This is a genomic window from Nocardia pseudovaccinii NBRC 100343 (assembly GCF_001613225.1).
Taxonomy (GTDB): domain Bacteria; phylum Actinomycetota; class Actinomycetes; order Mycobacteriales; family Mycobacteriaceae; genus Nocardia; species Nocardia pseudovaccinii.
Map to the genome: position 1 here is coordinate 20,027 of NZ_BDBY01000253.1, position 25,531 is coordinate 45,557.

The 25,531-nt window shown below is 69.2% G+C and carries 7 protein-coding genes; 2 read left to right on the forward strand and 5 right to left on the reverse strand.

The window, feature by feature from the left end; translation table 11 throughout:
* Positions 1-11: 11 nt before the first annotated feature.
* Positions 12-617, reverse strand: a complete 606-nt coding sequence (locus NP3_RS31550; RefSeq protein ID WP_063045315.1) for a helix-turn-helix domain-containing protein — start codon at positions 615-617, stop codon at positions 12-14.
* Between the two features lie 87 nt (positions 618-704).
* Here NP3_RS31550 and NP3_RS31555 point away from each other — a divergent pair, with 87 nt between their 5' ends.
* Both NP3_RS31555 and NP3_RS31560 read left to right on the forward strand, forming a co-directional pair.
* Entirely contained in the window at positions 705-1,205 is a 501-nt protein-coding gene (locus NP3_RS31555; protein ID WP_063045316.1) for a DinB family protein, read from the forward strand.
* A 26-nt stretch (positions 1,206-1,231) separates the two neighbouring features.
* The gene (locus NP3_RS31560; protein WP_063045317.1) at positions 1,232-2,260 is read left to right on the forward strand and encodes an alpha/beta fold hydrolase; all 1,029 of its coding nucleotides are present in this window, start codon (positions 1,232-1,234) and stop codon (positions 2,258-2,260) included.
* On the opposite strand, the gene NP3_RS31565 is transcribed toward NP3_RS31560, so the two are convergent.
* From NP3_RS31565 to NP3_RS31580, 4 genes are read right to left on the reverse strand one after another with little or no spacing between them, the layout of a single operon-like run.
* On the reverse strand, positions 2,226-10,019 hold the full coding sequence (locus NP3_RS31565; protein ID WP_063045318.1) for a non-ribosomal peptide synthetase: 7,794 nt from the start codon (positions 10,017-10,019) through the stop codon (positions 2,226-2,228). The genes NP3_RS31560 and NP3_RS31565 overlap by 35 nt on opposite strands.
* The gene (locus NP3_RS31570) at positions 10,016-20,398 is read right to left on the reverse strand and encodes a non-ribosomal peptide synthetase (protein ID WP_084509247.1); all 10,383 of its coding nucleotides are present in this window, start codon (positions 20,396-20,398) and stop codon (positions 10,016-10,018) included. Before NP3_RS31570 ends, NP3_RS31565 begins: the two co-directional genes overlap by 4 nt.
* Positions 20,385-21,230, reverse strand: coding sequence for a 3-hydroxyacyl-CoA dehydrogenase family protein (locus tag NP3_RS31575; protein WP_063045321.1), 846 nt, complete (start codon positions 21,228-21,230; stop codon positions 20,385-20,387). The genes NP3_RS31570 and NP3_RS31575 overlap by 14 nt, the downstream gene beginning before the upstream one ends.
* The gene (locus NP3_RS31580; RefSeq protein ID WP_063045332.1) at positions 21,227-25,531 is read right to left on the reverse strand and encodes a condensation domain-containing protein; all 4,305 of its coding nucleotides are present in this window, start codon (positions 25,529-25,531) and stop codon (positions 21,227-21,229) included. The genes NP3_RS31575 and NP3_RS31580 overlap by 4 nt, the downstream gene beginning before the upstream one ends.

The following is a 25,531-nucleotide window of genomic DNA, read 5'->3' on the forward strand; positions in this document are numbered from 1 at the left end:
TTTCGCCGAGCTCATCGCCTGCTACCGCCGTGCGACGACCGATGCGGGTCGGCGCGCACGTGCGCACGCATTCCTTGCAGGCCGAACAGGATCAGCAACTCGACTACTCCACCGTCGGCGCTGCCCAGCCAGTGCGGCAAGGACGTGTCGAACTCGGCGGCCTCCCCTGGCCGTAAGGTCATGTCGCGCTCGCCGAGCACCAGCCGCAGGCGACCGTTGAGCACGTACAGCCATTCGAAGCCTTCGTGCGTCTGCGGGGTCGGTTCGAGCGGTTCCGGCTGAGCGGGAATGATCATCTTGAACGCCTGTATCCCGCCCGGCCGCCGGGACAGCGGCACGAAGATCATCCCGGACCGCCGGATCGGCTTCAGGTGTATCCGCGGGTCGCCGGTGCGCGGGGCGCCGACGAGGTCGTCCAGCGGAATGTCGTAGGTGCGGGCGAGCGGCAGCAGCAACTCGAGGGTCGCCCTGCGCTGCCCGCTCTCCAGCCGGGACAGGGTGCTCTCCGATACGCCGGTCGCCGCGGCGAGGTCGGCGAGGGTGATGCCGCGGTCGCGCCGCAGCGCACGCAGCCGCGGCCCCACCGCGTCGAGCACGTCGTCCGTTTCGCGATCCACGAGGCCATCTTGCCGGAACAGCAAGATCGCGTGCCAGATCGTAGTGAGCGTGGCGAGACTGGGCGCGTGCCGACCACAGGAGGCTCGATGAGCACCACCACGCGCCGCAAACGCCGCGGCGACACCCCGCCGCCCTCGACCGGAAGCAGCGAGACCGAAATCCTGCGCGGATTCCTCGACTACCTCCGGGCCGCGATCACCGCGAAGGTCGAGGGCGCCCCCGAACGACAGGTGCGAACAGCCGCAGTGCCGTCGGGCACGAACCTGCTCGGGCTGCTCCAGCATCTGACCTTCGTCGAACGCTCGATGTTCCTCGGGGACAACATCATCGACTGGCAGGCGACGTTCCAGGCAGCGCCAGCCGACAGCGTGGCCGATGTGGTCGCCCGCTACCGAGATGCGGTCGAGCGCGCCAACGAAATACTCGACGGCTGCACCGATCTCGGCGCACCGGTCCCTCGACGGCGGCCGGGCCGTCCCGCTCCCAGCCTCCGCTGGGCACTCACCCACATGATCGAGGAGACCGGCCGCCACGCGGGCCACGCGGACATCCTCCGCGAACTGATCGACGGCACAACCGGACGCTGACTTCTTCTCCCAGAGGACAGGAACACATGATCACCGCAATCCGGCCGCCGACGCACCGCTACCTCCGCACCGCGTGCGCGGTCGCTACCGTCGCGCTCACCCTGCTGATCACGGTCGGCACCGCAGCCTGCTCCACGCCGACCTCCATCAATGTTGCCCCCTACGCCGTTGCCACCCAGGGAAATCCACAGTTCGAGAACACCTTTCGACACGAGTTCGCCGACATCGACGGCGTCCGTATGCACTACGTGACCGGCGGCAGCGGCACGCCGGTCGTGCTGATCCACGGCTGGCCGCAGACCTGGTACGGCTGGTGGCCGATCATGCCCGCACTCGCCGAGCACCACACCGTCTACGCCGTCGACCTTCCCGGCTTGGGTGACAGCACTGGTGCACCGACCGGCTACGACAAAGCCACTCTGGCACGGTATGTGCACGCCCTGATCGCGGACCGGCTCGGAGTGCGTGACGCACGCGTCGTCGGGCACGATTTCGGCGCCGCGGTAGCATTCCAGTACGCCAGCCGATTCCCCGCCGACACCGCACGCCTCGGTTATCTCGACCTGCCGCTCCCAGGACCCGCGATGGATGCGTCCACGTACCGCTCACTGAGCTGGCACATCGCCTTCCACTCCCAGCGCCGGATCCCGGAGATGGTCGTCGGCGACGACGTCCGCGATTACCTGGCACTGTTCTACCCCCAGGTCTCGTTCGGCGGCACGGCATTCGGCGGCACCTCGGACCGGTCCCCGTTCACCGACGCCGAGATCAACGAATACGCACGCACTTACAGCCGCCCCCAGACCCTGTCGGGCGGCTTCGACCTCTACCGCGCCCTCGACAAGGACGTCCACGACACCGTGGCAGCAGCACCGACGCGAGTCGCCACCCTGCTCATGACCGCGCAGGGCCAACTCGATGCGGTCCGCGCCACAGTGGCCGCGCGCATGACGAACATCGTGCAGGCGGTCGACGTGCCGCACGCGGGGCACTGGCTCGTCGAGGAGAATCCGCAATTCGTCACCGCGGAGCTATTGCGTTTTCTCGAGGGATAGCCCCGCCATCAGGGCTCGCGCACATCGCCTCCAGCGCGGTGGTCATCGCGGCGACGATGGACTCGACCGTCGATTGATCGAAAAGTTCGGTGGCGTAGACCATCTCGCCGCGGATTCCGGCGCATTGTCCGTCGGGGTGGTATTCCTCCCGCAGGTTCAGCAGTAGCTCGAAAGGGGTTCGGCGCACCGGCACCGGCCGGTGCCGGATCGCGAATCCATCCGGGGCCGTGCCGATGTCGAATCCGCGCAGATAGGTCACCATCACCTGGAACAGCGGATGATGGGTCCGCGAGCGTGGCGGGTTCACCAGCGCGACAAGACGATCGAAGGGAAACTCCTTGTTCTCGTACGCGCCGAGAACGCGCTCGCGGACCTGATGGACGAGTTCGCGATGAGTGGGCGCACCCGACAGGTCGAGGCGCACCACCGCGGTGTCGACCACGCACCCGACGACATCCTGCAGCCCTTCCGAATCGCGTCCGCTCAATGCCAACCCGATGGGCAGATCGGTGTCGGCGCCGTGAGCGTTCAGCGCTATCGCGAGCGCGGTGTGCACCAGCATGTAGGTGCTCACCCGGTAGTCGAGGGCAGTGCGGGCGAGCCTGTGATGGGAGTCGGCGTCGATGAGAATGGGCACCGCCGCCGCCGTATTCGCCCGCCGATCGGCGCGCGGACGGTCGACGGGGAGCACCGGATGTTCCGGCACGCCGTCGAGCATGGTGCGCCAGTACCGCGTCTGCTGCTCGAGCACGTGGGTATCCGGGCCGAGCAGGCCCCGCAACCACATGGCGTAGTCCGCGAATTGCGTTGCCGGACCAAGCCATTGCGGTACTTGCCCGGCAGCTCGCGCCTGGTAGGCGGTCAGGAATTCACGCTGGAGAATGCCCATGGATTCACCGTCGCCAGCAATGTGATGGACCACCCCGAACAAGACGTGATGCTCGCGACCCAACCGGTACAGGCGTGTTCGCATCGGCTGCTGCACCGTCAGGTCGAACCCGCGCAGCATCTCGGATTCCATTGCCCGCTCGACACTGTCGATACCGTCGGCGTCGACGATGCGGAAATCCGGCTGCGCCGACCCGACCGGCAGAATCCGCTGCACCGGGCCGTCCACCGCATACGGCAGCACTGTGCGCAGGATTTCGTGCCGGGCGACCAGATCGCCGATCGCCGCCTGAACCGCCGCCGCGTCGAGCGGTCCATGGATGTCGAGCGCGGTCGCGATCAGGTAGTCGGGTTGCTGCCCGCCGAGATAGTTCACCGTCCACAGACGCGACTGCGCGGGCGAAAGCGGGACCGGGTCGGTGCGTGGAACGTGCGCGAAGCCCGGCCGGGCAGTCTCCGTGCCCAGCCCGCGCCGATCGAGCACCTGCTCCAGTGCGGCAATCGTCGGTGACTCGAACAGATCGCGCAGCGACACCTCGACGCCGAGTGCGGACCGGACAGCGGCGACAACGCGAATCGCGGACAGGGAGTTGCCGCCGAGTGCGAAGAAGTCGTCGGTGACTGCGACCTCCGGGCCGCCGAGCGCCTGCGCGAAGGCTGCCGCGATGACCTGCTGACGCGGTGTCCGGACGGGAACGGGAGCAGCGCCGGGCGGCGCCGGGAGCGCGCCGATATCGACTTTGCCCGTGCTGGTCAACGGCAGTTCGTCGACCCGCACAATCACCGACGGCACCAGGTAAGAGGGCAAGCTCGCGGCCAGCCGGGTCCGCAGTGCGACGGTGTCGACGCCGTCGCGCCCGACGACGTGCGCGACCAGAGACTGCCCGCTGCCGACCCGCCGCAGCGTGACTATCGCCGCGGCAATGCCTGGCTCACGTCGAATCGCCGCTTCCACCTCCCCGGGTTCGACCCGGAATCCATTGATCTTCAACTGCCGGTCGGCGCGGCCGAGGAAATGCAGCAATCCGGCCGCGTCCCAACGGCCGAGGTCACCCGTGCGGTACATGCGGGCACCGGGCGCGCCGTACGGGTCCGCCACGAACCGCTCCGCGGTGCGGGCTGCGGCCCGGTGGTAGCCGTTGGCGAGCCCTGTACCGGACAGATAGATCTCTCCGGATACACCGGGAGGTACCGGCCGCAGCGCCGAATCGAGCACGGTGACACGAGTGTTGTCGGCCGGACGGCCGATCGGGACCGGCAGTTCGGGAGACGCGTCGTCGGGGATCGAGAAGGTCACGGCGAAGCTCGTCGCCTCGACCGGCCCGTACAGGTTCCGCACCCGAGGCGGTTCCTCGCCCCGGCGCACGGCCACGGCGGCCCGCGGCGACAGCACGTCCCCTGCGACCGCGAGTTCCGACAGACGGCCGAGCTCGTCCGGAGCCTGCTCGGCCAGCAAGTGAAACAGGCCCGCCGACAACAGCATCGACGTGACACGTCCCGCGCGCAGCACCTGCGCGTAGTCGTGGACATCGAGCACGCCGGGCCGCGCGAGCACCACGGTGCGACCGGTCAGCAGCGGCAGCCACAGCTCGTACACGACCATGTCCCATGTGTGCGGCAGGTGCATCAGCACCCGTTCGTGCCCGTCGCCGTGGCCGACGCGATCGCGCGCCCGCACAACGATATTGCGGTGGGTCACCTCGACGCCCTTCGGCGCCCCGGTCGACCCGGATGTGAACATGAGCGTCGCGACCGCGTCGGCGGCGATGGAGATGCCGAGGTCACTGTCGTCGTCGGTCGCCGCGGCCGCGCCGTCGAGATCGTCCAGCACCAAATCGGTTCGGGTAAAACGCAGCAGCCGCCGCACGTGTGCGGGCGGATAGCGGTCGCTGAGCGGTACGCACACCGACCCCAGTTTGTAAACGGCGAGAAAGGCGACCACGAGCTCGACCGAGCGCGGCAGCGCGATGCCGATCGGAACCCCCGGTCCGGCGCCGCGGCCTTGCAGCCACCGGGCGACACGATTGGCACGGGCGTTCAATTCCGCGTAGGTGATCTCCACGCCGCCGGACCAGATCGCGATATGCTGCGGGCACTGTCGCACGACCGCCTCGAAACAGTCGGCGATGCTGGCGTTTTCGATATCGGTGCGCGTCCCGCGTCCGGCGGCCAGCAGCTCGATCCGGCGCGCGGGCTCGAACAGGGCGACGCGCCCGACCAGCGACTGCTGTCGTTCGGCGAGCGCCTCGCAGGCGGCCAGGATCCGCGACCACAAGTCGTCCGCGTCGGCGAGGCAGTCGATGCGGGCGAGCTGCACGCCGATCCGGAAGGTCAACTCGCTGCCGCTGGGGACGACGACCACCGTCAGCGGAAAGTGTGTTCCCCCACGGACTTCGACGGACTCGACCGAGAAACCCGCGTCCGGGTCGTCGAGCAGATCGGTGTCGACGGGGAAGTTCTCGAAGACGAGCGAGGTGTCGAAAAGGTCGGTCTCCCCCGCTGCGGACGCGATCTCGGGCAGGCCGAGATGGTCGTGCTCCATCAGTTCCGCGCGCCCGGTCTGGATCCGAGCGGCCAGGTCGAGCGGAGACTCCCCCGGAGCCAAACGCACTCGCAGGGGCACGGTGTTCATGAGCAGCCCGACGACGTCTTCCATCTCGGCGCCCGCACGGCCGGATACGGTGATACCGAAGACGACGTCATCGCCGCCGGTCAGGTTCGACAGCACCATCGCCCACATGGCCTGCATCAGCGAGTTGAGCGTCAACCCGCGTTCGGCGGCCCGCTCGCGCAGCGCGGTGACCATGGCGTCCGGCATTCGGAACGTGTGGTCTTCTGGCCGCTGCCACGGCTGCCGATCGGCTCGCGCCACCTTGCTCGGTTCGGCTCCGCCGAGCGCCTCGCCCCAGGCCCGGCGGGCGCTGTCGCGGTCCTGCGCGGCGGACCATTCCAGAAACCGGCGCAACGGTGTCGCTGGCGGGAGCTCGATGCCGCGGTAGCCGATCAGCAACTCGCGCAACAGGATTCCCAGTGACCAGCCGTCGAGCAGCGCGTGATGGTGGGTGAGCACCAGAGTGGAGCGTCGCACCTCAGTGCGGATCAGGGTGAGCGTGAGCAGCGGCGCCGCGAGCGGATCGATCATGGTGTCCTCTGCGCACACCCGGTCGACGGCGTGCTTTCGCTCGTCGGCCGTCGACGCGACGAGATCAACTACCCGCCAAGGTAATCCGATGTCGTCGCGAATCTCGTACCGCAGCTGCGCACTGTCGTCGGCGACGAAGGATCCCATCAGCTCCGGGTGCCGCGAGAGCACGGATTTCAGGGCGGTGCGCAGCCGATCCGCGTCGACCGCGCCGTCCAGCTCGAGTGCACACTGGACGAGATAGGGGTCCTCGATTTCGTACAGGGAGTGGAACAGCAGGCCGGACTGCAATGGTGTCGCGGGCAGGAATCGACGGCCATCGCTGGTTGTGGCCTGGATGCTCGCGACCGCAGGCGCGGCGACAGGACGGGCAGTGCCGACTGTGCGCGCGAGCGCGCGCACAGTCTGGTGTTCGAATACGTCTCGCGGGGACATGGCCAGCCCGGCCGTCCGCGCGCGATCCGCCAGCCGGACGGCCAGAATGCTGTCCCCACCGGAAGCGAAGAAGCCGTCGTCGATGCCGATGCCGTCATGGCCGAGCACGTCGACGAACAGCGCGTGCAGCCGCGCCTCGATGTCGGTGCGCGGTGGTGCACCGGCGGCGCGTGCGGCGCCGTTCGTGGTGATGGCACGCAGCCGCCGTTGGTCGATCTTGCCGTTGGGTGTCATCGGGATGGTGTCGACGGCAATGATCGCGGATGGAATCGCGTGCGCGGGAAGCAACTTGGCGACTCCGGTGCGAGCGATGTCGACGTCGACCTCGTCCCCCGTGACGAAGGCGACGAGCCTGCGGTCACCGGGTCGGTACTCGACGGTCAAGACCGCCGCCGCACGCACGGCCGGGTGTTCGCACAGGGCGGCCTCGACCTCACCGGGCTCGATCCGGAAGCCACGCACCTTCACCTGCCGGTCGGCCCGGCCGAGATATTCGAGTGTGCCGGTGCCGGTCCAGCGCGCCATATCGCCGCTGCGATACATGACGGTGCCGGGTGGGCCGTACGGGTCGGCGGTGAAACGTGCCGCCGTGCGGCCGGGCTGGCGCAGATATCCCGCGGCAACGCCAGGTCCTGCGACGTAGAGCTCGCCCGGGATGCCCGGCGGACACGGGCACAGCATGGCGTCGAGCACGTACACGGACTGGTCCGGTAGCGGTGTGCCGATGTCGCCCGCCGACGGGTTGGGCGGCAAGGACGTGCCGGTACTGAACACCGTCGTCTCGGTGATTCCGTACATATTGACCAGACGCGTCCGCTCCCGATCGCGTCGCGACCACCAGGCGGCCAGCCGCCACGGCTCCACCGGTTCGCCGCCGAAGATCACGCAGCGCAGCGACAGCTCCTCGCTCGCGGCGGGCCTGCCGGTCAGGGCGTCGACCAGCATCCCGAATGCGGACGGCGTCTGATTCAGCACGGTAACCCGTTGCGCCACCAGTAGATCCAGGAAATCGCCCGGCGAGCGCGCCACCTCGGCGTCGACGACGACGAGCTTGCCGCCGTGGCACAGGGCACCCCAGATTTCCCACACCGAGAAGTCGAATGCGGTGGCGTGGAACAGAGTCCACACGTCGTCCGCGCCGAACCCGAACCACGATTGTGCCGAGGCGAGCAGTCGTACCACGTTCGCGTGCGTGACCACCACACCCTTGGGGCGATCGGTCGTGCCCGAGGTGTGGATGATGTAGGCAGGGTGCAGGGCGGTCGGACGGGCCGCGGGCTCGGCCGGTGGCCGGTCCCCGATTCGCAGGACGGGTACCGTCGCGACCGAATCCGGCAGGGCGACTCCCCCACCGGTGACGATCAGCGCGGGGGTCGCGTCGGCGACCACGGCGCGCAGCCGCTGCTCCGGATAGTCGGGATCCAAAGGAACGTAGGCGGCGCCTGCCCGCAGCACGGCGAGCATGGCGACAATGAGGTCCACGGATCGGGGCAGCGCGAGAGCCACGAATTCCCCTGCACCCACACCGTATCCGGCAACGAGCTCGGCCAATTTCCGGCTGCGCCCGTCCAATTCGGCATAGGTGAGCGACTCGCCGCCGCAGACGACGGCGGTGGCGTCGCCGCGTGCGGTGACGGTCTGCTCGAACCAATCGACAAGCGTCTCCGGCAGTTCCGCGGCAGGGGCGGGTCGCGCTGGATCTTCTGGGAAGGATCGGAGTTCCGGCTCCGGCGGTGTACGAAACGCCGCATCCGGCAGCGTTCGCGATGCCGAGTCCAGCAGCGTTCGCGGCGCCGAGTCCAGCAGCGTTCGCGGCGCCGAGTCCAGCAGTATTCGCGATGCCGAGTCCAGCAGCGTTCGCGGCGCCGAGTCCAGCAGTATTCGCGGCGCCGAATCCGGCAGCGTTCGCGGCGCCGAGTCCAGCAGTATTCGCGATGCCGAATCCGGCAGCGTTCGCGGAACTGGGCGCAGCAGGACTACCAAGGCCTGGTCCGCCGGTGTGCGCAGGCGGCCGACCGGGAGATCCTCCGGGGCTGCGGCTATGGCGGCGATCGTCTCGGTTAGCCGTCGGTGGTGCGCGGCCAGGTCGTGCTCGGAATACCTGAGCGTGCTGGATTCCAGTACGAGGGGCAGGACCGGATCGCCGTTGTCGTATACACCGATCGTCAGGTCGTCGGAGCGCCCGGCCGATAGATGGCGCAGGGTAGCGGTTTCGGTGCCGAAGCGCAGGTCCTTCTGCATGGGCAACACATTGATCGTGGGGCCGACGACACCGCCCCCGACACCGCCCGCCCTGAGGTCGGCGAGCATGTCGGCCTGCTGGTAGCGCTGGTGGCGCAGGATGATCAGGGATTCGGCACGCACCGCTGCGACGAGTTCGCCGACGGATGCGGACGGGTCGACCGGTATGCGCAGCGGGACGATATTCGCGGTGACCCCGAGCGCGGTGCGGGAGCGTTTCGCGGGCACGGCGAGGCCGAGCGTGACCATGTGCGCACCCGAATCCGCATGCAGCAGTATGGCGATCGCGGCGAACACCCAAGCGGGCCACGCGGTTCCCGACGTATCCGCACGGGCCCGGAGAGCATGCCACGCCGGTGCGTCGAGGGCCCCGACGTGCCTGATGTACCGGGGCCCGTCGGTCGCCGCCGGGATCCCGGCGAACAGCGGCGCATCGTCGGGTCCCGGGATCGCGAGCCGTTGCGCCCAGAACCGCCGATCGTCGGCGAACCGCGCGGAGGCGCGGTAGCGAAGATCCTCGGCCACGAGGGCCTCCACTCGATCGAACACCGATTCCGGCACCGTCCGACCGGCGACGAGCGCGGTGTAGGCGTCGGCGACCCGCTTGACCATGGCGGCCGAGGCGGCGCCGTCGAGAACCGCGTGATGCGATTTGACGAACCACGCGGTGCCTTCGGCGCCGAGATCGATCAAATGGTGTTCGAACAGCGGGGCACGGGACAGGTCGAAGGGCCGGTCGAGCGCCGCGTACATGTAACGCACCGCCTCACCGTGCGGGTCGGCCGCGTCGCGAAAACTATTGCGGTGCAGGGGCCAGTCGGCCACGTCAGCGAGGATCTGGACGACCTCGCCCTCGGCATCGGTGCCGAACCGCACCCGCATCGTCTCGGCTCCGGCGACGACGATGCGCAGCGCCCGCTCGAACGCCACCTCGTCGACCGTGCCGTGGATGTGCACGTACCCGCCGATCACGAACCGTCGCCCGGTGTCGTCGAATTGCTGGGCGACCCATACATGGTGCTGAGCTCTCGTCAGCGGCAGGCTCGACGTCATCGCAACTCCTCGATGGCGGCATACGGGTCTCGCACGAACGCGGTGAGCAGGTGCCGCAGTTCGATGCCGAGCGCGGCCACCTGTGTTTCGTCGAAAAGGTCACGCAGGTAACCGAATCGGATGGTCAGCGAGGTGCCCGGATCGATGGTGAGCGTCAGCGGATAGTGCGTCGCGTCGTGCAGTTCGACGCCGGTGCCGGTGACGCCGCCGACCGCGGCGGCCACCGCGGCGAGCTGCTCGGTATCGACCGGATAGGACTCGTACGCCAGAGCCGTGTCGAACAGTGTGTCCCGCAGTCCGGCGGCGGCGTGGATCTCGGTCAGGCCGAGGTGGTGGTGCTCGATCAGTTCCGCCTGCTCGGCCTGTACGGCACCCATGAGCACCGCCGCGGGCATGTCCGCGGCGATGCGCACCCGCACCGGCACGGTGTTGATACACAGTCCGACAATCGATTCGACGCCGGGCAGTGCGGCCGGACGGCCCGAAACGATCGCGCCGAACACCACATCCGCGCGGCCGAGCCTGCGCCCCAGCAGGATTGCCCAGGCGACCTGGAGCACCGTATTGACCGTGATCCCGAGTTCCATCGCGGTCACACCGAGTGCAGCGGTGGCATCCGGGTCGAGCGCCCAGCGGTATTCCGCTGTGGCGGCGGTGATTTCCCGGTTGCGGGTGGCCGGGGCGACCAGTGTCGGCGCGGGCACACCGTCCAGCGCCCGCCGCCATGCCGCCGCGGACGCGGTCGCGTCGCGGTCGTGGTTCCACGCGAGATAGGCGCGGAACGATCCTCCAGGCAGCGGCAGCGGATCGTCGGAGGCATAGAGCGCCATGAGATCTCGCAGCACCAGGGGCACCGACCAGCCGTCGAGCAGAATGTGGTGGTATGTCGCGATCAATACGTAGGCCGAGACCCCGACGCGGGCCAGAGTGAATTTCATCAGCGGCGGTCCGGCCGGGTCGAACCAGTGGGCGCGGTCTCGGGCGAGGAGTTCGGACAGTTCGCCATCGGCGCGCAGATCCACCTCGCGCCACGGTAATTCGACGGTCTCCGGCACCACCTGCCGGGATGTGCCGGTGCTGTCGGCCACGAATGCCGCGCGCAGATTCGGATACCGCCGCAGTATTTCCCGCGCGGCCCGGTGCAGCCGATAGCCGTCGACCGCTCCGTCGATACGGAGTACCGCCTGCACGTTGTAGACGTCGACCGCGGTGCGACCGGACGGTAGCGGCTCGGCGAGCATGGCGTGCAGATACAGCCCCGGTTGCAGCGGCGCGAGGGGCCACACATCGGTGAGCCGTCCGTAGGCGCGCTCCCACCGGGCGATGTCGGCCCCGCTCACCCGGACCAGTGGGAAGTCCGATGGAGTGTGCCCGCCCGCATGCGCGGTCCGGGCGTGGGCGGTGATCGCGACGAGCGCGTTCACCCACAGATCGGCCAGCTCCGACACCTCGGCGGCTTCGAGAAGTGTTTCGGGATAGGCGAATCCGGCACGGAGGCCGGAGCCGGTCACGATCGCGTCGATATCGATCGCGGCGGGCGCGGGCAGGTCGGGGTCCGGATCGGCCCGCGTCGTGCGGACTCCGGCACCGCGGTCGTCGACGCGTCCGAGGTAGTTGAAGCCGATCTGTCCGGGCATCGGTCCCGGCAGCAGTTCCGCGGTGTCGGGGTTCGAGTAGCGCAGCAGTCCGTAGCCGATCCCGCGATCGGGGATGGCGCGCAACTGTTCCTTGACCGCCTTGATCACCGCCCCGGCCGCGTCGGTACCGGCCAGTGCTTCCGCGGTGTCGATATCGGTGAGGTCCAGCCGGACCGGGTAGAGCGATGTGCACCACCCCACTGTGCGGGACAGGTCCGCGCCGGGCGCGATCTGTTCTTCGCGGCCGTGGCCCTCCAGCCGCAGCAGCGACACCGGTACGTTCTCGCCGCGCCGTGCCCGCCATACCGTGAGCGCGACGGCCAGCGCGGATATCAGGATTTCGTCGACTCCAGCGTGGAACAGGCCGGGTACGGTCCGCACGAGCGCCTCGGTGACCGTCTCGTCCACGGTGACATCCACCGTCGCGATGCGCGATGCGATATCGATACCGGGGTCCAGCGGCCGGGACCCGAGCAGCGGATCCGGCGTCGCGCAGATGCGCCGCCACATACCGAGTTCGGCGATCCGGCTCGGATCACGTGCCGCGTCGACCAGGGCCTGCGACCACCGGCGCATGGAGGTGCCGGGCGGATCCAGTTGCGGCGGTAACCCTTTCGCGCTCGGCTGCATGGCCGCGAGCAGGTCGGGAATGAGGATTCGCCATGACACACCATCCACGGCGATGTGGTGTGCGCACATGATCAGTCGGCCGGGCACGCCCGTGCGCACCGGCTCGAGCCAGACGAACTGCACCACGACGCCGGTCGCCGGGTCGAGGCGGTCCAGTGCGGCGTCGACCTCCACGGCGGCGACCGCCTGCAGGGTGTCCACGTCATCGATATCGCACCGGCGCAACAACTCCGCCGGATCGACGGCACCCGGCGGCGATGTCTCCAGCCGCCACTCGCCCGCACCGTCGCGGAACAGCCTGCTGCGCAGCATGTCGTGCCGGTCGACGACCGCCACGACGGCGGATGTCACGGCGTCGCGGTCGATCCCGAGGGGCAACTCGAGGATGAGGGTCTGGTTGACGCGACGGAAGGTGCCGCCACGTTCGGTCAACCAGCGCACGACGGGGGTGAGCGGCAGTTCGCCGACACCGCCGCCGGGCAGTTCCGGCAGACGCGGCACCTCCGCGCCGGAATCCACGGTCCGTGCCGCTATGGCGATTCCGGCCACCGTACGGTGCTCGAAGACGTCCCTCGGCGTGACGTGCAGGCCCTTGGCCCGCGCCCGGGAGGCGAGCTGAATCGAGGTGATGCTGTCTCCGCCGAGGGCGAAGAAAGAGTCGTCCACACCCGCCTGGTCGACGCCGAGCACCTCGGCGAACACCTCGGCTATCGCCCGTTCGGCGACGGTGCGTGGCGCCTGCGACGAGCGCGGCCGGAAGACCGGATCGGGCAGCGCCGCACGGTCCAGTTTGCCGTTGGAGGTCAGCGGCAACGTATCGATCGCGACGATGGCGGCGGGTCGCATATACATCGGAACCCGCTGCGCGACATGCGTTTCCAGCGCCGCAGAGTCGAGTATCGCATCCGCCGCGGGAACCGCGTACGCGACCAGCTGCCTCCCATCGGCGCGGGCCACGACGGCGGCCTGCGCCACCGATTCGTGTTCGAGCAGTGCGGCCTCGATCTCGGCCGGTTCGACCCGGTAGCCGCGGATCTTCACCTGTTCGTCGCCGCGCCCGAGGTATTCGAGGTGCCCGTCGGCGTTCCAGCGCGCCAGGTCGCCGGTGCGATACATGCGGGTGCCGGGCGCTGCGAACGGGTCGGCCACATAGCGGTCCGCGGTCGTCGCCGGGCGCGCGTGATAGCCGCGGGCGATCTGGTGCCCGGCGAGGTAGAGCTCGCCCGCCGCGCCGACCGGTGCCGGGCGCAGCCGCGAATCCAACACGCGGACGGTCGTTCCCGGTAGGCCGCGACCGATGACACTGGCCCGCGCCGACCCGACGCGTTCGTGATCCAGCGCCAGGTGTGTGGCATGCACCGTCGCCTCGGTGATGCCGTACAGATTCGAGATCCGCGTCCCCGTGGCCGGGCGGGCGTCGTACCACGCACGCAGCCTGCGCAGATCGAGGGCCTCGCCGCCGAGCACGATGTGCCGCAGCGCGGGTCCGGTAGCGGCGCTGTCGTTGTCGAGCAGCGTGTAGAACGCCGATGGTGTCTGACTGAGCACCGTAATCCGTTCTCGCGCAAGCAGTTCACCGAACTCCGCGGGCGAGCGCGTCATGGCGGAGTCCACGATGACGAGCGTGCCGCCGGTCGCGAGCGCACCCCACATCTCCCATACCGAGAAGTCGAAGGCGTGGGAGTGGAACATCGTCCATACGTCGTTCTGGTCGACGTCCAGTAGCGAGCGGGTGGCGGCGAGCATCGCGACGACATTGCGGTGCGTCACGCACACGCCCTTCGGCCACCCCGTCGAACCGGAGGTGTACAGCACATAGGCGACGTCGTCCGGGTTCGGCGCCGCGGGCGCGATATCGGGCGGCACCAGACCATCCGCACCATCGAGGACAAGGCATGGCAGGTCATTCGTGGGCAGCGCTGCGCGCTCGGCCGCTGTCGTGACTACGCAGTCCGGATCGGTCTCGGCGAGCACGAATTCCAGGCGCCGGACGGGATTATCGAGGTCGAGCGGAATATAGCCAGCCCCGGACCGCAACACACCGAGCATCGCCACGATCAACTCGACCGAACGCGAAACGGCCACGGCAACCAGCGATTCGGGCCCGACCCCACGGGCCGCGAGGGCACGCGACAGCTCGGCGGAGGCATGGTCGAGCTCACGGTAGGTCAGTGCGCGGGCCCCGTGCCGCACGGCGACGCCATCCGGTCGAGCGGCCGCCTGCGCCCAGAAGAGGTCGACGAGAGTGGCGTCGGGCACCTCTCCGGGCCGCTGCCAGCGCTCCAGCACCAGATTTCGTTCCGCCGCACCGAGCGGGTCGATACCGGCCACCGAGATATCCGGATTCTCGGCGATCGCCAGCAGCACCCGCACCAGGCGCTCACCCAGCCGGGCCACGGTTGCCTCCTCGAGCAGGTCCGGCCGCCAGCCCGCCAGGATGTGCAGTCGGTCGCGCTGCCGCACGGTCAGCGTCAGCGCGTAATGAGTTGCCTCCCGGGACCGCAATCCGGTGATGGTCATGTCGGCGCTCGTGGCGGCGTCCGCGCGCAGCCGCGCCGCATCGAACGGATACGACTCGACCACCAATAGCGTGTCGAACAGGCCGCGCTCACCGACGTCGCCCTGCGAAACGATGTCGGCAAGCCCCACGTGGTGATGCGCCGCCAGCTCGAACTGTTCGCGCTGCACCCGGCGCAGCAGCGATCCCACGGTTTCGTCCGGAGCCAGCCGAACCCGGACCGGCACGGTATTGATGAACAACCCGACCATGGATTCGACGCCCGCCAGGTCGGCGGGGCGACCCGATACGGTGGTGCCGAAAACCACGTCCGCCTGATCGGTCATGCGCGCCAGCAAGATTGCCCACGCGGCCTGCACGACGGTGTTCACAGTCACCTCGAGCTCGGTCGCGAGGCGGGAAAGCCGTTGTGTCCGTGTCTCGTCCAGCGTGATCTCGTGCTCCAGGGGCAATGTCGCAGGTGCGCGCACGGGCGCTTCGCCCGCCAGCAACGTCGGCTCCGGCACATCGGACAGCGCCTGCGCCCATACCTGCCGAGATACCGACTTGTCCTGTCGGGCAAGCCATTCCACGTACCGGCGATAGGGCCGCGGCGGTTCGCCGGTGACCCCGGCATATCCCGCGACGATCTCGCCCAGCAGCAGCGGTATGGACCAGCCGTCGAGCAGCAGGTGGTGATAAGTGACGACCAGCTGGGTACGGCCCGCGCCGACGCGGGCCAGCAGGAACCGCAGCAGCGGCGGCCGTTCGAGATCGAACGGCGTCGCGCGTTCGGTGTCGAGTACGCGATCGACAGTCCCGGCCGATGCCTCGGCCAGGTCGACTTCGCGCCACGGCAGTGCCGCCTCTCCGGTGACGAGCTGGACGGGAGTCCCGTCCCGGTCGACGACGAAGGCGGCGCGCAGGTTCGGGTGCCGCTCCAGCACGGCCGCCGCGGCCGACCGCAGCCGGACCGCATCGACCGTGCCGTCCAGGGTCAGCACCAGCTGCACCGTGTAGACGTCCACCGCGCCGGGATCGAACATGGCATGGAACATCATTCCGGCCTGCAGCGGCGACACCGGCCACACCTCGGTCAGCGCGGGATATCGCCGCTCCCACGTCTCGATATCACTCTGGGCGAGGGGGACCAGTGGGAAGTCGGACGGGGTGTACCCGCCGCGCGCGCGTGGATCCCGCGCGTGCCGGGCGACCGCGGCCAGCGCGTCACGCCACAGTCGAATCAGCTCCCCGCCCGCCGCGTCGGTGAACAGTGTGCGCGCGTAGCCGATGCTGGTCCTGAGCCGGTTGCCGAGGACGATGGAATCCACTTCGATGGCGCCGAGCGCGCCGCGCCGCGCGTCGGGCCGGATCGGCAGCATGGCGTACTCGGGTGCGGGCAGCCAGCCGATTCCGGACAGTTCCGCCGGGAGGTCGATACCGGTGATGTGTCCGAAGTAGTTGAACGAGATCTCCCCCGGCTCCTTGCGCGGCAGCGCCGCCGCCGTCTCCTCGTTCAGATATCTGAGCAGGCCGTACCCGAAGCCATTGTGCGGGGCGGACCGCAGCTGCTCCTTGACGGCTTTGATGGCGGCGCCCATGGCGGGGCCGCCCGCGAACGCGTCGTCGATATCCACCCCGGTCAGATCGAGTCGCGCCGGGACGATCGAAGTGAACCAGCCGGTGGTGCGGGACAGGTCCGCCCCCGCCACCGCGCCCTGCTCGCGTCCGTGGCCTTCGAGCCGCAGCAGCACCGACCGCTCGCTTTCGCCGCGTAGCGACCGCCATCGGATGACCGCGAGCGCGAGCGCCGTCAACAGCGCATCCGCCACCCGAGCGCGGTAGCGGCCGGGTATCGCGGTGATGAGCGCGGCGGTGTCACGCTCGTCGAGTTCGATCGGGGTGTGCGCCACGTCCGCGGCGAAATCCCGGTGCGGGTCGAACGGCCGGTCACCGAACGAGGGATCCGGCCCATCGACGATCTCGCGCCAGACCGGCAGCTCCGCGACCCGGTCCTGGTGTCGCGCGGCGTCGACCAGCGCGTGCGCCCACGCCCGCATGGATGTTCCGACGCCGGGCAGCGCGGGTGTGTTTCCGGCCGAGACGGCCGCCCACGCGGAGACGAAGTCGGGCAGCAGGATTCGCCACGAGACGCCGTCGACGGCAATGTGGTGCGCGGCGATGATCAGCAGGCCGGGTGATCTGCGCGGCTCCGGGGTGAGCCAGACGAACCGCAGGACCGCGCCGGTCGCCGGGTCGATCCGGTCGACCGCGGCATTCAACTCGGCGGTGGCCAGCGCCGCGAGCTCGGCGCCGTCGAGATCCGCGTCGTGCACGACATGGTCGATCAACGAGTCGACGTCCACGCTGCCGGGTGGTGCGACAGTCAGATGCCACTCGCCCGTGGCATCGCGGTAGAGCCTCGACCGCAGCATGTCGTGGTGATCGACGACGGCGGAAATGGTGGAAACCAATGCGCCGCGCTCGATTCCGTCGGGCAGATCAACCGTGATCGACTGGCAGAAGCGGTCGAAGTTGCCGCCGCGCTCGACCAGAAAGCGAATCACCGGCGTGAGAGGCAGCTCCCCGACGCTACCGCCCGGCAGCTCGTCGAGCCGCGGTGTTTCGCCCGCGTCGGCGGCCTCGGCGATGGCCGCCAGGCGTGCGACGGTGCGGTGCTCGTACACCTGCTGCGCCGTTACCGCGACGCCACGCGCCCGTGCGCGGGACACCAGCAGGATCGACATGATGCTGTCACCCCCGAGCGCGAAGAAGGACTCGTCGACGCCGATGCTGTCGCGCCCCAGCACCTCGGCGAACACCGCGGCGAGTTCGCGTTCCGCATCGGTGCCCGGCGCACGAAACGGCGTCGGCTCGAATACGGGCGCAGGCAACGCTTTTCGATCTACCTTGCCGGAGCGGTTCATGGGTAGCTCAGTCAGCACGTCGATCGACGACGGCACCAGGTGACGCGGCAGCACCTCGCTCAGCCGCTGCTGCACTGCCGCCGGGTCGATATGGTGACCGGCCGCGGCCGTGACGTAGGCGACCAGCCGATCGCCCACCGCCCCGTGGTGGACGGCCGCGACCGCCTGCGCGACGGAATCCTGCCCGGCGAGGACCGCCTCGATCTCGCCGAGTTCGATCCGGATACCGCCCAACTTCACCTGGAAATCACGGCGGCCCAGGAACTCCAGCTCCCCTGACCCGGTGGCGCGCACGATATCGCCGGTGCGGTACAGCCGCCGCCCCGGACTACCGAACGGGTCGGCGACGAACCGCGTTGCGGTGTGCCCAGCACGTGCGATGTAGCCGCGAGCGAGCGCGGCACCGCCGAGATAGAGCTCGCCGGGTGCGCCTTCCGGGACCGGCCGCAGACAGGCGTCCAGTACATACGCACGCGTATCCCAGGACGGCGCGCCGATCGGGACCGCGTCGATGTCGTGGGCGCCGACCTCGTGCCGAGTGACTGCGACGGTCGCCTCGGTCGGACCGTAGAGGTTGTCGTATCGGGCGCCCGGCGCGACGGCGGGCAGGTGCGCGGCGAGGCCGGGCGTCATCGCCTCACCCGCGACGAGTACGCGGCGCACACTCGCCGCTAGCGGTTCGACTACCGCCCGCCGGTGTGCCGCGAGCGTAGACGGCGTGAATTGTACTGTGCTGACAGCATTCTCGGCGATCAGACGCACGAGCTCGACCGGATCCCGGTACGCGCCGGAGTCGTCGACGACGACTCGCGCGCCGACGGTGAAGGGCCACAGCACCTCCCATGCCGATACGTCGAACGACAGCGCGGTCTTGCGCAGCACGACATCGGTGTCGTCGAGTCTGTGCGTGTGCTGCATCCAGCCCAGGTGCGTGCAGAGGGCGGCGTGCGTGACGCCGACGCCTTTCGGCCGTCCGGTCGACCCCGATGTGAACAGCACGTACGCAAGGTTTTCCGGGCGGATCGGGGCGATCCGGTCGGCGTCGGTCACCGTGGCGGGCGATTCGCCGGACAGGTCGAGTTCGTCGAGGTGCAGCACCCGGGTGCCCGGGGGCGCGTCGAATCCGTCGCGCCGGGTCGTCAGCACGCACACCGGCTGTGTGATATCGAGTAGGTAGGTGTGCCGATCGCGCGGGTGGTCGGGGTCCAGCGGCAGGTAGGCGCCACCGGTCGCCAGTACCGCGTGTACCGCCACGATCTGCTCTGTCGAGGGACCGATCGCCACTCCCACCAACTGCTCCGGTCCCACCCCGAGGCGAATCAGCCTGCGCGTCAATCGATTCGACGCATCGTGCAGCTCCGTGTAGGACATGCGGCGTCCGATGGTGACGAGCGCGACGGCATCCGGCGAGCGGGCAGCCTGGGCCGCGAGCAGGGCTGCCAGTGTCACCGGCGGGACTTCCGCAGCGGGACCCGCGAGGTATTCGATGTCATCGGGCCCGGCGAGGCCGATGCGGCCGATCGGCATGCCCGGTGCGTGGGCGAGCCGATCCAGCAACCGGACGATCCGGTCCCGGTGCACCCGATGCTCCTGTGCCGCAACGGCAATGCGCCAGCCTCCCGCGGCACGGTCGTCGACGCAAACTGTGAGCCCGACCCCCGGCCCGAAGGACGCGGTCACCGCGGATCCGCCCAGCCGGTCCAGTGCCGCGCCGGTAAGCATGCGCACCGAGAGCGGCCATTGCCCGTGCACCGGCGATTCGGACCAGGGCTCATCGATGTCGGGGATGTACCGGTGTCGCCGCGACCGGCGCAGTTCCAGCCCCACCTGTTTGACGATCGTGTCGAAGCTCGCGTGCCGCGGTACCGAAATCCGCAGCGGCACAATATTTTCGCCTTGGGCGACCGCGACCACGTACTCGCTTGTCACGGCCAGCCGGGATGCGTAAACGGCCAGTGCGGCCAGCACGACGGCGGCAGCGCCACCGCCGCAGGCCCGCGCGATCCTGGTGAGCTCGGTCGATGCCGTCAGCTCGGTCCAAAGTCCCACGGTCACCGGAGTCTGCACGCTGCCAGCCGGGATCGGTTCGGGCCGGTCCGCAGCGGACAGCGACCGCTCCCAGTAGGCGCGATCGGGGGCCCATGCGCCCGACTCGCGATAATGGCGCTCGTTCTCGAGCCGGTCCGCGACGAGGCCGAATGGTGCGCTCGCTGGCGGATCCGAACGCACCCCGTCCAGAACCTCGCGCACCCTGGCGACGATCGCGAGCATTCCCGGTTCGTCGTTGATCAGGCGGTGGTAACGCTGGAACCAGCCGAGCCGGTCGTCCGCGAGCCGGAAGAGCACCTGCCGGTACAGCGGTCCCTGGGCGATATCCAGTGCGCGCGACCGTTCTTCGGCGAGCCAGGACGACACGAACCGGTCCGGATCCCCGCCGACGGCATCGATCACCTCGGTCGGTACCGGTATGGTCTCATCGACCCGCACGGCGCCGGTATCGTCGCCGCGAAACACGCTGTGCAGCAGGTGGCATTCCCCGACGACGGTATCGACGGCCACTCGCAATGCCTGCGTGTCCACCGGGCCGCTCAGCTCGAGATACAGGTCGACACAGCGATCACCGGCCGCGAGCACCGCGCGCTGCGCGTCGCTCGGTGCCCACGTGTGCATCGTCTCAGCGATAGTCATGGAACCCCCGTCCGGTCTTGCGCCCGAAGTGTCCGGCGTCGAGGAGTGCCGCGAGTGCGGGCGGCACGCGGTAGTGGGACTCGCCGGTCTCACGTCGCAGCACCTCGATGGTGTCGGCCACGTTGTCCAGCCCGATCAGGTCGGCGGTGCGCAGCGGTCCCATCCGATGCCCGAGGCACTGCTCGAACAGGGCGTCCACCGTCGCGGCATCCGTTCCCGTATCCAGCGTTGCCGCGGCCTCCGCGATGCTCAGCATGAGTACGCGGTTCAGTACGAAACCGGGACGGTCACCGACGACGATCGCCTCCTTGCCCAACGCGGCGATCAGGTCGGTGGCCCGCGCCAGAGTGCGCGGTGCGGTCTGTGCGCCACGCACGACCTCGACCGCGGTGGTCAACGGCGCCGGGTTCATGAAGTGCAGGCCCAGCACCCGATCCGGTCGTTGCGTCGCGGCTGCCAACCGGGCGATCGGGACGGCGGAGGTACACGACGCGAGCACGGCGTCTGCGGGACAGTGCCGGTCCAGTTCGCCGAACAGCCGCTCTTTCAGCGTGATCCGCTCGGTCGCGCACTCGATGACGAAGCCGACGGCGCTCAGCTCGCCGATCCGCTCCACCCACCGCACGCGCTGGCCGATGCCGGGCGCGGTCCGGCGATCACCGCGCCCCAGCAGCAGCGCCAAACGCACCGCTTCGTCGAGGCCGCGTCGCGCCCGCTCGGTGACGCTCCGACCGGGTTCGACGACCTCGACCTGATATCCCGCCTGCGCGAGGCACTGCGCGATACCGCTACCCATGGTGCCCGCCCCGATCACCGCGACAACGCCGTTCATCGGGCTACCTCCGTTCCCGTGATACTCCGCAGCGTGATATCCGGCACCGGATCGTGCGGCGTCTCCGGTAGGGCGCGCAGCAGCCGGACGAGATCTCCGAGCATGTCTCGCGCCGTGGATTCGTCGAATAGTTCTGTGGCATAGGTCAATTCGATGCGGTTTCGGTCTTCGGTCCGCACCAGGTCGAGTGTGAGCTCCGCCGTATCCGGGCGGGCGGCGCGGTAACGGATCGCCCCATCGCCGGTAGTCGCCGTCGGTGTTGCCAATGCCGCCGCGACCCGCGCGAGCAGTTCGGCCCCGGTCGGTTCGTCGGCGAGGTCGATGCGGACCGCCCCGGTCGCGAGTCCCACCTCGACCTCGTCGGAACCCGAATACCACGCCAGCAGCGCAATCCACGCGCCGAGCAGCTCCACATCGCCGGGCACGATGTCCAGCCGCTCACGAACCGCCGCGGTGGTGTACCGCATCGCGGCGGTGCGCGGTCGGTCCGTCGGGATCTCCAGTGCCGCCGCCGGTTCCGGCGCCGTCGCGGTGGTCACGAGCTCCTCGATCGGACGGTCAGGGGCTGATCCCACCAGCTCCGCGAGGACTTCGAGATAGGCCGCGGCGAAACCCGCGGCGGTGCGCTGGGTGAACAGCTCGGTGCTGTACTCGAAACAGGCCAGCATGTCCTGGCCGTCGCTGCGATCGTAGGTGATCAGACTGAGGTCGAATTTCGCCGTGCCCGCGGGCAATCCGCCGAACGCGTTGTGTATCGAATGCTCCAAGTCGAAGAATTCCGTCTGGCCGTCGCCGAGGGGATTGCCCGTACCGGGAAGTTCCTGATGGACGTAGAGGACGTCGAAGATCGGGGTGCGGGACAGATCGCGTTGGTCGTCGAGTGCGTTGACGACCCGTTCGAAGGGGATCTCCTGATTCTCGAGCGCTCCCAGCACGATTGCGCGCACCCGTTCGAGCAGATCGGCCACCGTCGCGGGGCCGGACAGGTTGGCGCGCAGGGCGACCGTGCTGTTGAAGAAGCCGATCAGCCCCTCTAGCTCGCGCCGGGTGCGGCCGGTGGTCGGCGTGCCGATCGCGATGTCGCGTTGCCCGCTGCGGCGCGCGAGCAGGACGTACAGGCCGGTCAGCAGGACCACGAACAGCGATACCGACGCCCGCTTCGCCACCGCGCGCGAGCGCTCCAGCAGCTCGGCCGAAACCGTGAACGGTTCCAGATCGCCGACGAACGTCTTGCGCTGCGGGCGTGGAAAATCGGTGGGCAACTGCAGTTTCGGCGCATCGCGCAGCAGGTGCACCCAGTACTCGAGCTCGTGCTCGATGGCGCCCGATTCGAGCAGGTCGCGATGCCAGCGCGCGTAGTCGCGGTAGCGGATCGGCAGCGGTTCGAGCGCGGCGGCCCTGCCCTCCTGCCGGGCGGCATACAGCTCGGGGATCTCGCGGGCGAGGATGCCAGGGGTGGCGCCGTCGGTGACGCAGTGGTGGCAGGTCACCTGCAGCAGATGCGCGTCCGGTGACAGCGTCACCAGCAGCACCCGGACCAGCGGGTCCCGGGCCAGGTCGAACGGTGTCAGGGCGGCCTGGCGAATCAACTCGCGCGCGGCGGCGACGGGGTCGACCGCGTCGGAAACATCGGCGACACGGAAGAATTCGCCGAGCGACGGACGTACCCGGACCGCGGGCCGTCCGTCGATCTCGACGAGGTTGTAGCGCAGCGGTTCGTGCCGCTCGGCGAAATCCTCGAAGGTCCCCTTGACGGCCGCGATATCGATCGCACCCCGCAGCACATTGACCACCGGGTAGTTGTAGAGGGTGGTATCCGGAACGAGCTGGTGGTGGAACCACATTCGCTCCTGCCCGGCCGACATGACCAGCTCGTCGGTCCGCGTGATCGGCGACGGGCCCGGCCGCACCACCGCCGAGACGGCCTCCGCACGCAGCAACTCGGCGAAGTCGGCGACCTTGGGCCGCTCGTAGACATCGAGCAGTTTCGGCCGGAATCCGTAGGTCTCGGCGACGCGCTCGACGAGTTGCACAGCGATGATCGAATTACCGCCGAGATCGAAATAGTCGTCGTCAGGCCCGATTTCGGTCTCCGAGTGCAGGAGTTCGCGCAGCATCACACGCAGCCATTCCGTCGCATTCTCCGGTCGTCCCGCAGTGGACCGCGCAGCAGCGGGGACGCCAGCGGGCGCCGCCGCCGTGGGCAGCTCGACCCAGCATCGGGAGCCGTGCAGCGGATGTCCCGGTAGCCGCACCCTGCGGCCGTCATCGGCATTTACCCGCGACCAGTCGAGGTTCACCCCGCGTTCGTAGAGGCGGCCGAGGATACCGACCGGACCGCCCGAATCGGCTGTGCCGAAGAGGATCTCCGCTTCGGGACGGCCCGTCAGGTCTTCGGCGAGCAACCGGCCCAGCATGCCGTCCGGGCAGGGATCCACGAATACGACCGGCCCATCCCGCAACAGCGTGTCCGCCGCGGCGAGCAGTCGAGACCGGTCCACGACGGGCGCCGCCGCGGCGGTGGCCAGTTCGTCGGGATCGATGGGCGCCGACGATCCGAGCAGGTACCGGGCCGCGAACTTCGACGCGCCCCCGCTCAGAATCGCGGCGAAACCGATCCCGCAGGCGCGCAACCGATCATGTATCGCGATCTGGCCCGCGAGCACATCGGCGACGACTCCCGTCGCGGGCAGCTGATCGGGCAACCGGGCGGGCTCGACCCCGACGGCCGCCGCACCGGGCGAGAGAAGCAGCGCCACCCGCGGCGGAACCGGCTGCCCGCCGTCCGGATCGATTTCGGCACCGCGCCGCACGAGCTCATCGATGAAATCGCCGGTGCCCGTGGCGTATACCGCCACGCGATAGCCGTAATGCGAGCGGCCGCGACCGAGCGTGAACGCGACGTCGGCGAGATCGACTGCGCCGCCGCGCAACTCGGTCGCCAGCTCGCCGCACAGCTCGGCGAGCGCCGCCGGGGTCCGCGCCGAGATCCCGACCAGCCGGTGCCCCGGCTCTCGCGGTCGTTCGACCACCCGATCGTCGGGCGCCTGTTGCACGACACAGTGCGCGTTCGCACCGCCGAGGCTGTACGAGCTGACTCCGGCCAGACGCGGCCCGTTCTCGGCGGACCAAGGCCGCGCCCGGGTGAGCACCTCGACCCCGGCCGCGGCCAGATCGAAATCGCCGGTGGGACGGCGGAAATGCAGCGACGGATACAGGCGGCCTTCAGCGACCGTCAGCGCGGCCTTGACCAGCCCGGCGACTCCTGCGGCGTGATCGAGATGCCCGATATTGGTCTTGACCGATCCGATCGGCAGGGGCCGCGACCGTCCGGCGAAGACGGTACGCAGGCCCTCGAGCTCGACCACGTCGCCCAGCCGGGTGGCGGACCCATGTGCCTCGAGGTATCCGGCATCGCGCGGATCGGCACCGGCATTCGCCCATGCTTTCGCGATCACTCGCGCCTGGGCGGCGGCGCTGGGAGTACTGATCGTCGCGGAGGCGTGCCCGTTGTGCAGCACCGCACTGCCTCGGATGACGGCGTAGATGGGCGCGCGATCGGCGCGGGCACGGCCGAGCGTGGTCAGCAACAGGGCGGCGCCGCCCTCGCCGGGCACCGTGCCGTCGGCGTCGGCATCGAAGGCCCGGCACTGTCCGCTGGGCGAGGCGATCTCCGTCATCGTCTGCGCGGTCCACTCCGGAGATCCGCCCGCGCGCACGCTGACCCCGCCCGCAAGCGCGTAATCCGCGTCGCCACAACGCAACTCGCGGCAGGCGTGGTGGACGGCGATGAGCGAGGCATTGCAGCCGCTGTCGATCGCGTAGCACGGACCGGTCAGTCCGAGCAGGTGCGCGATGCGGGCCGTGACGCCGAAGGGCAGGTTGCCGAGCATGCTGAGCGGGCCTGGATCGACCGCCATGGCGTGGTAGGTGGGCATCGGTGCGCTGAACACCACCGCGGTGGTGGCCTCGCGCAGGGTGGCGGGCGCGTATCCGGCGTCCTCGATCGCCCGGTGTGCCAGTTCGAGCGCGATGCGCTGTTGCGGATCCATCAGCGACGCTTCGCGTTTGGACAGCTCGAAGAAGGCGTAGTCGAAGGTGTGGATGTCGGTCAGATGACCCATGGGAAGGTAGCCGACGGTGCGGTCCAATGCGGTCGCCGCCATGCGCGCGTCCGGCATCGGCCCGATCGAGTCCCGGCCGTCGGCGAGATTCGCGCGGAATTCACCGAGGTTCGAGGCGTCGGGGAAGCGCACTCCGATGCCGACGATCGCGATGTCGTCGTTGCTTGCTGTATTCAC

Coding starts and splice junctions, on each gene's coding strand:
- NP3_RS31555 (WP_063045316.1), top strand. CDS start 705: ATGAGCACCACCACGCGCCGCAAACGCCGCGGCGACACCCCGCCGCCC.
- NP3_RS31560 (WP_063045317.1), top strand. CDS start 1,232: ATGATCACCGCAATCCGGCCGCCGACGCACCGCTACCTCCGCACCGCG.
- NP3_RS31565 (WP_063045318.1), bottom strand. CDS start 10,019: ATGACGTCGAGCCTGCCGCTGACGAGAGCTCAGCACCATGTATGGGTC.
- NP3_RS31570 (WP_084509247.1), bottom strand. CDS start 20,398: ATGACTATCGCTGAGACGATGCACACGTGGGCACCGAGCGACGCGCAG.
- NP3_RS31575 (WP_063045321.1), bottom strand. CDS start 21,230: ATGAACGGCGTTGTCGCGGTGATCGGGGCGGGCACCATGGGTAGCGGT.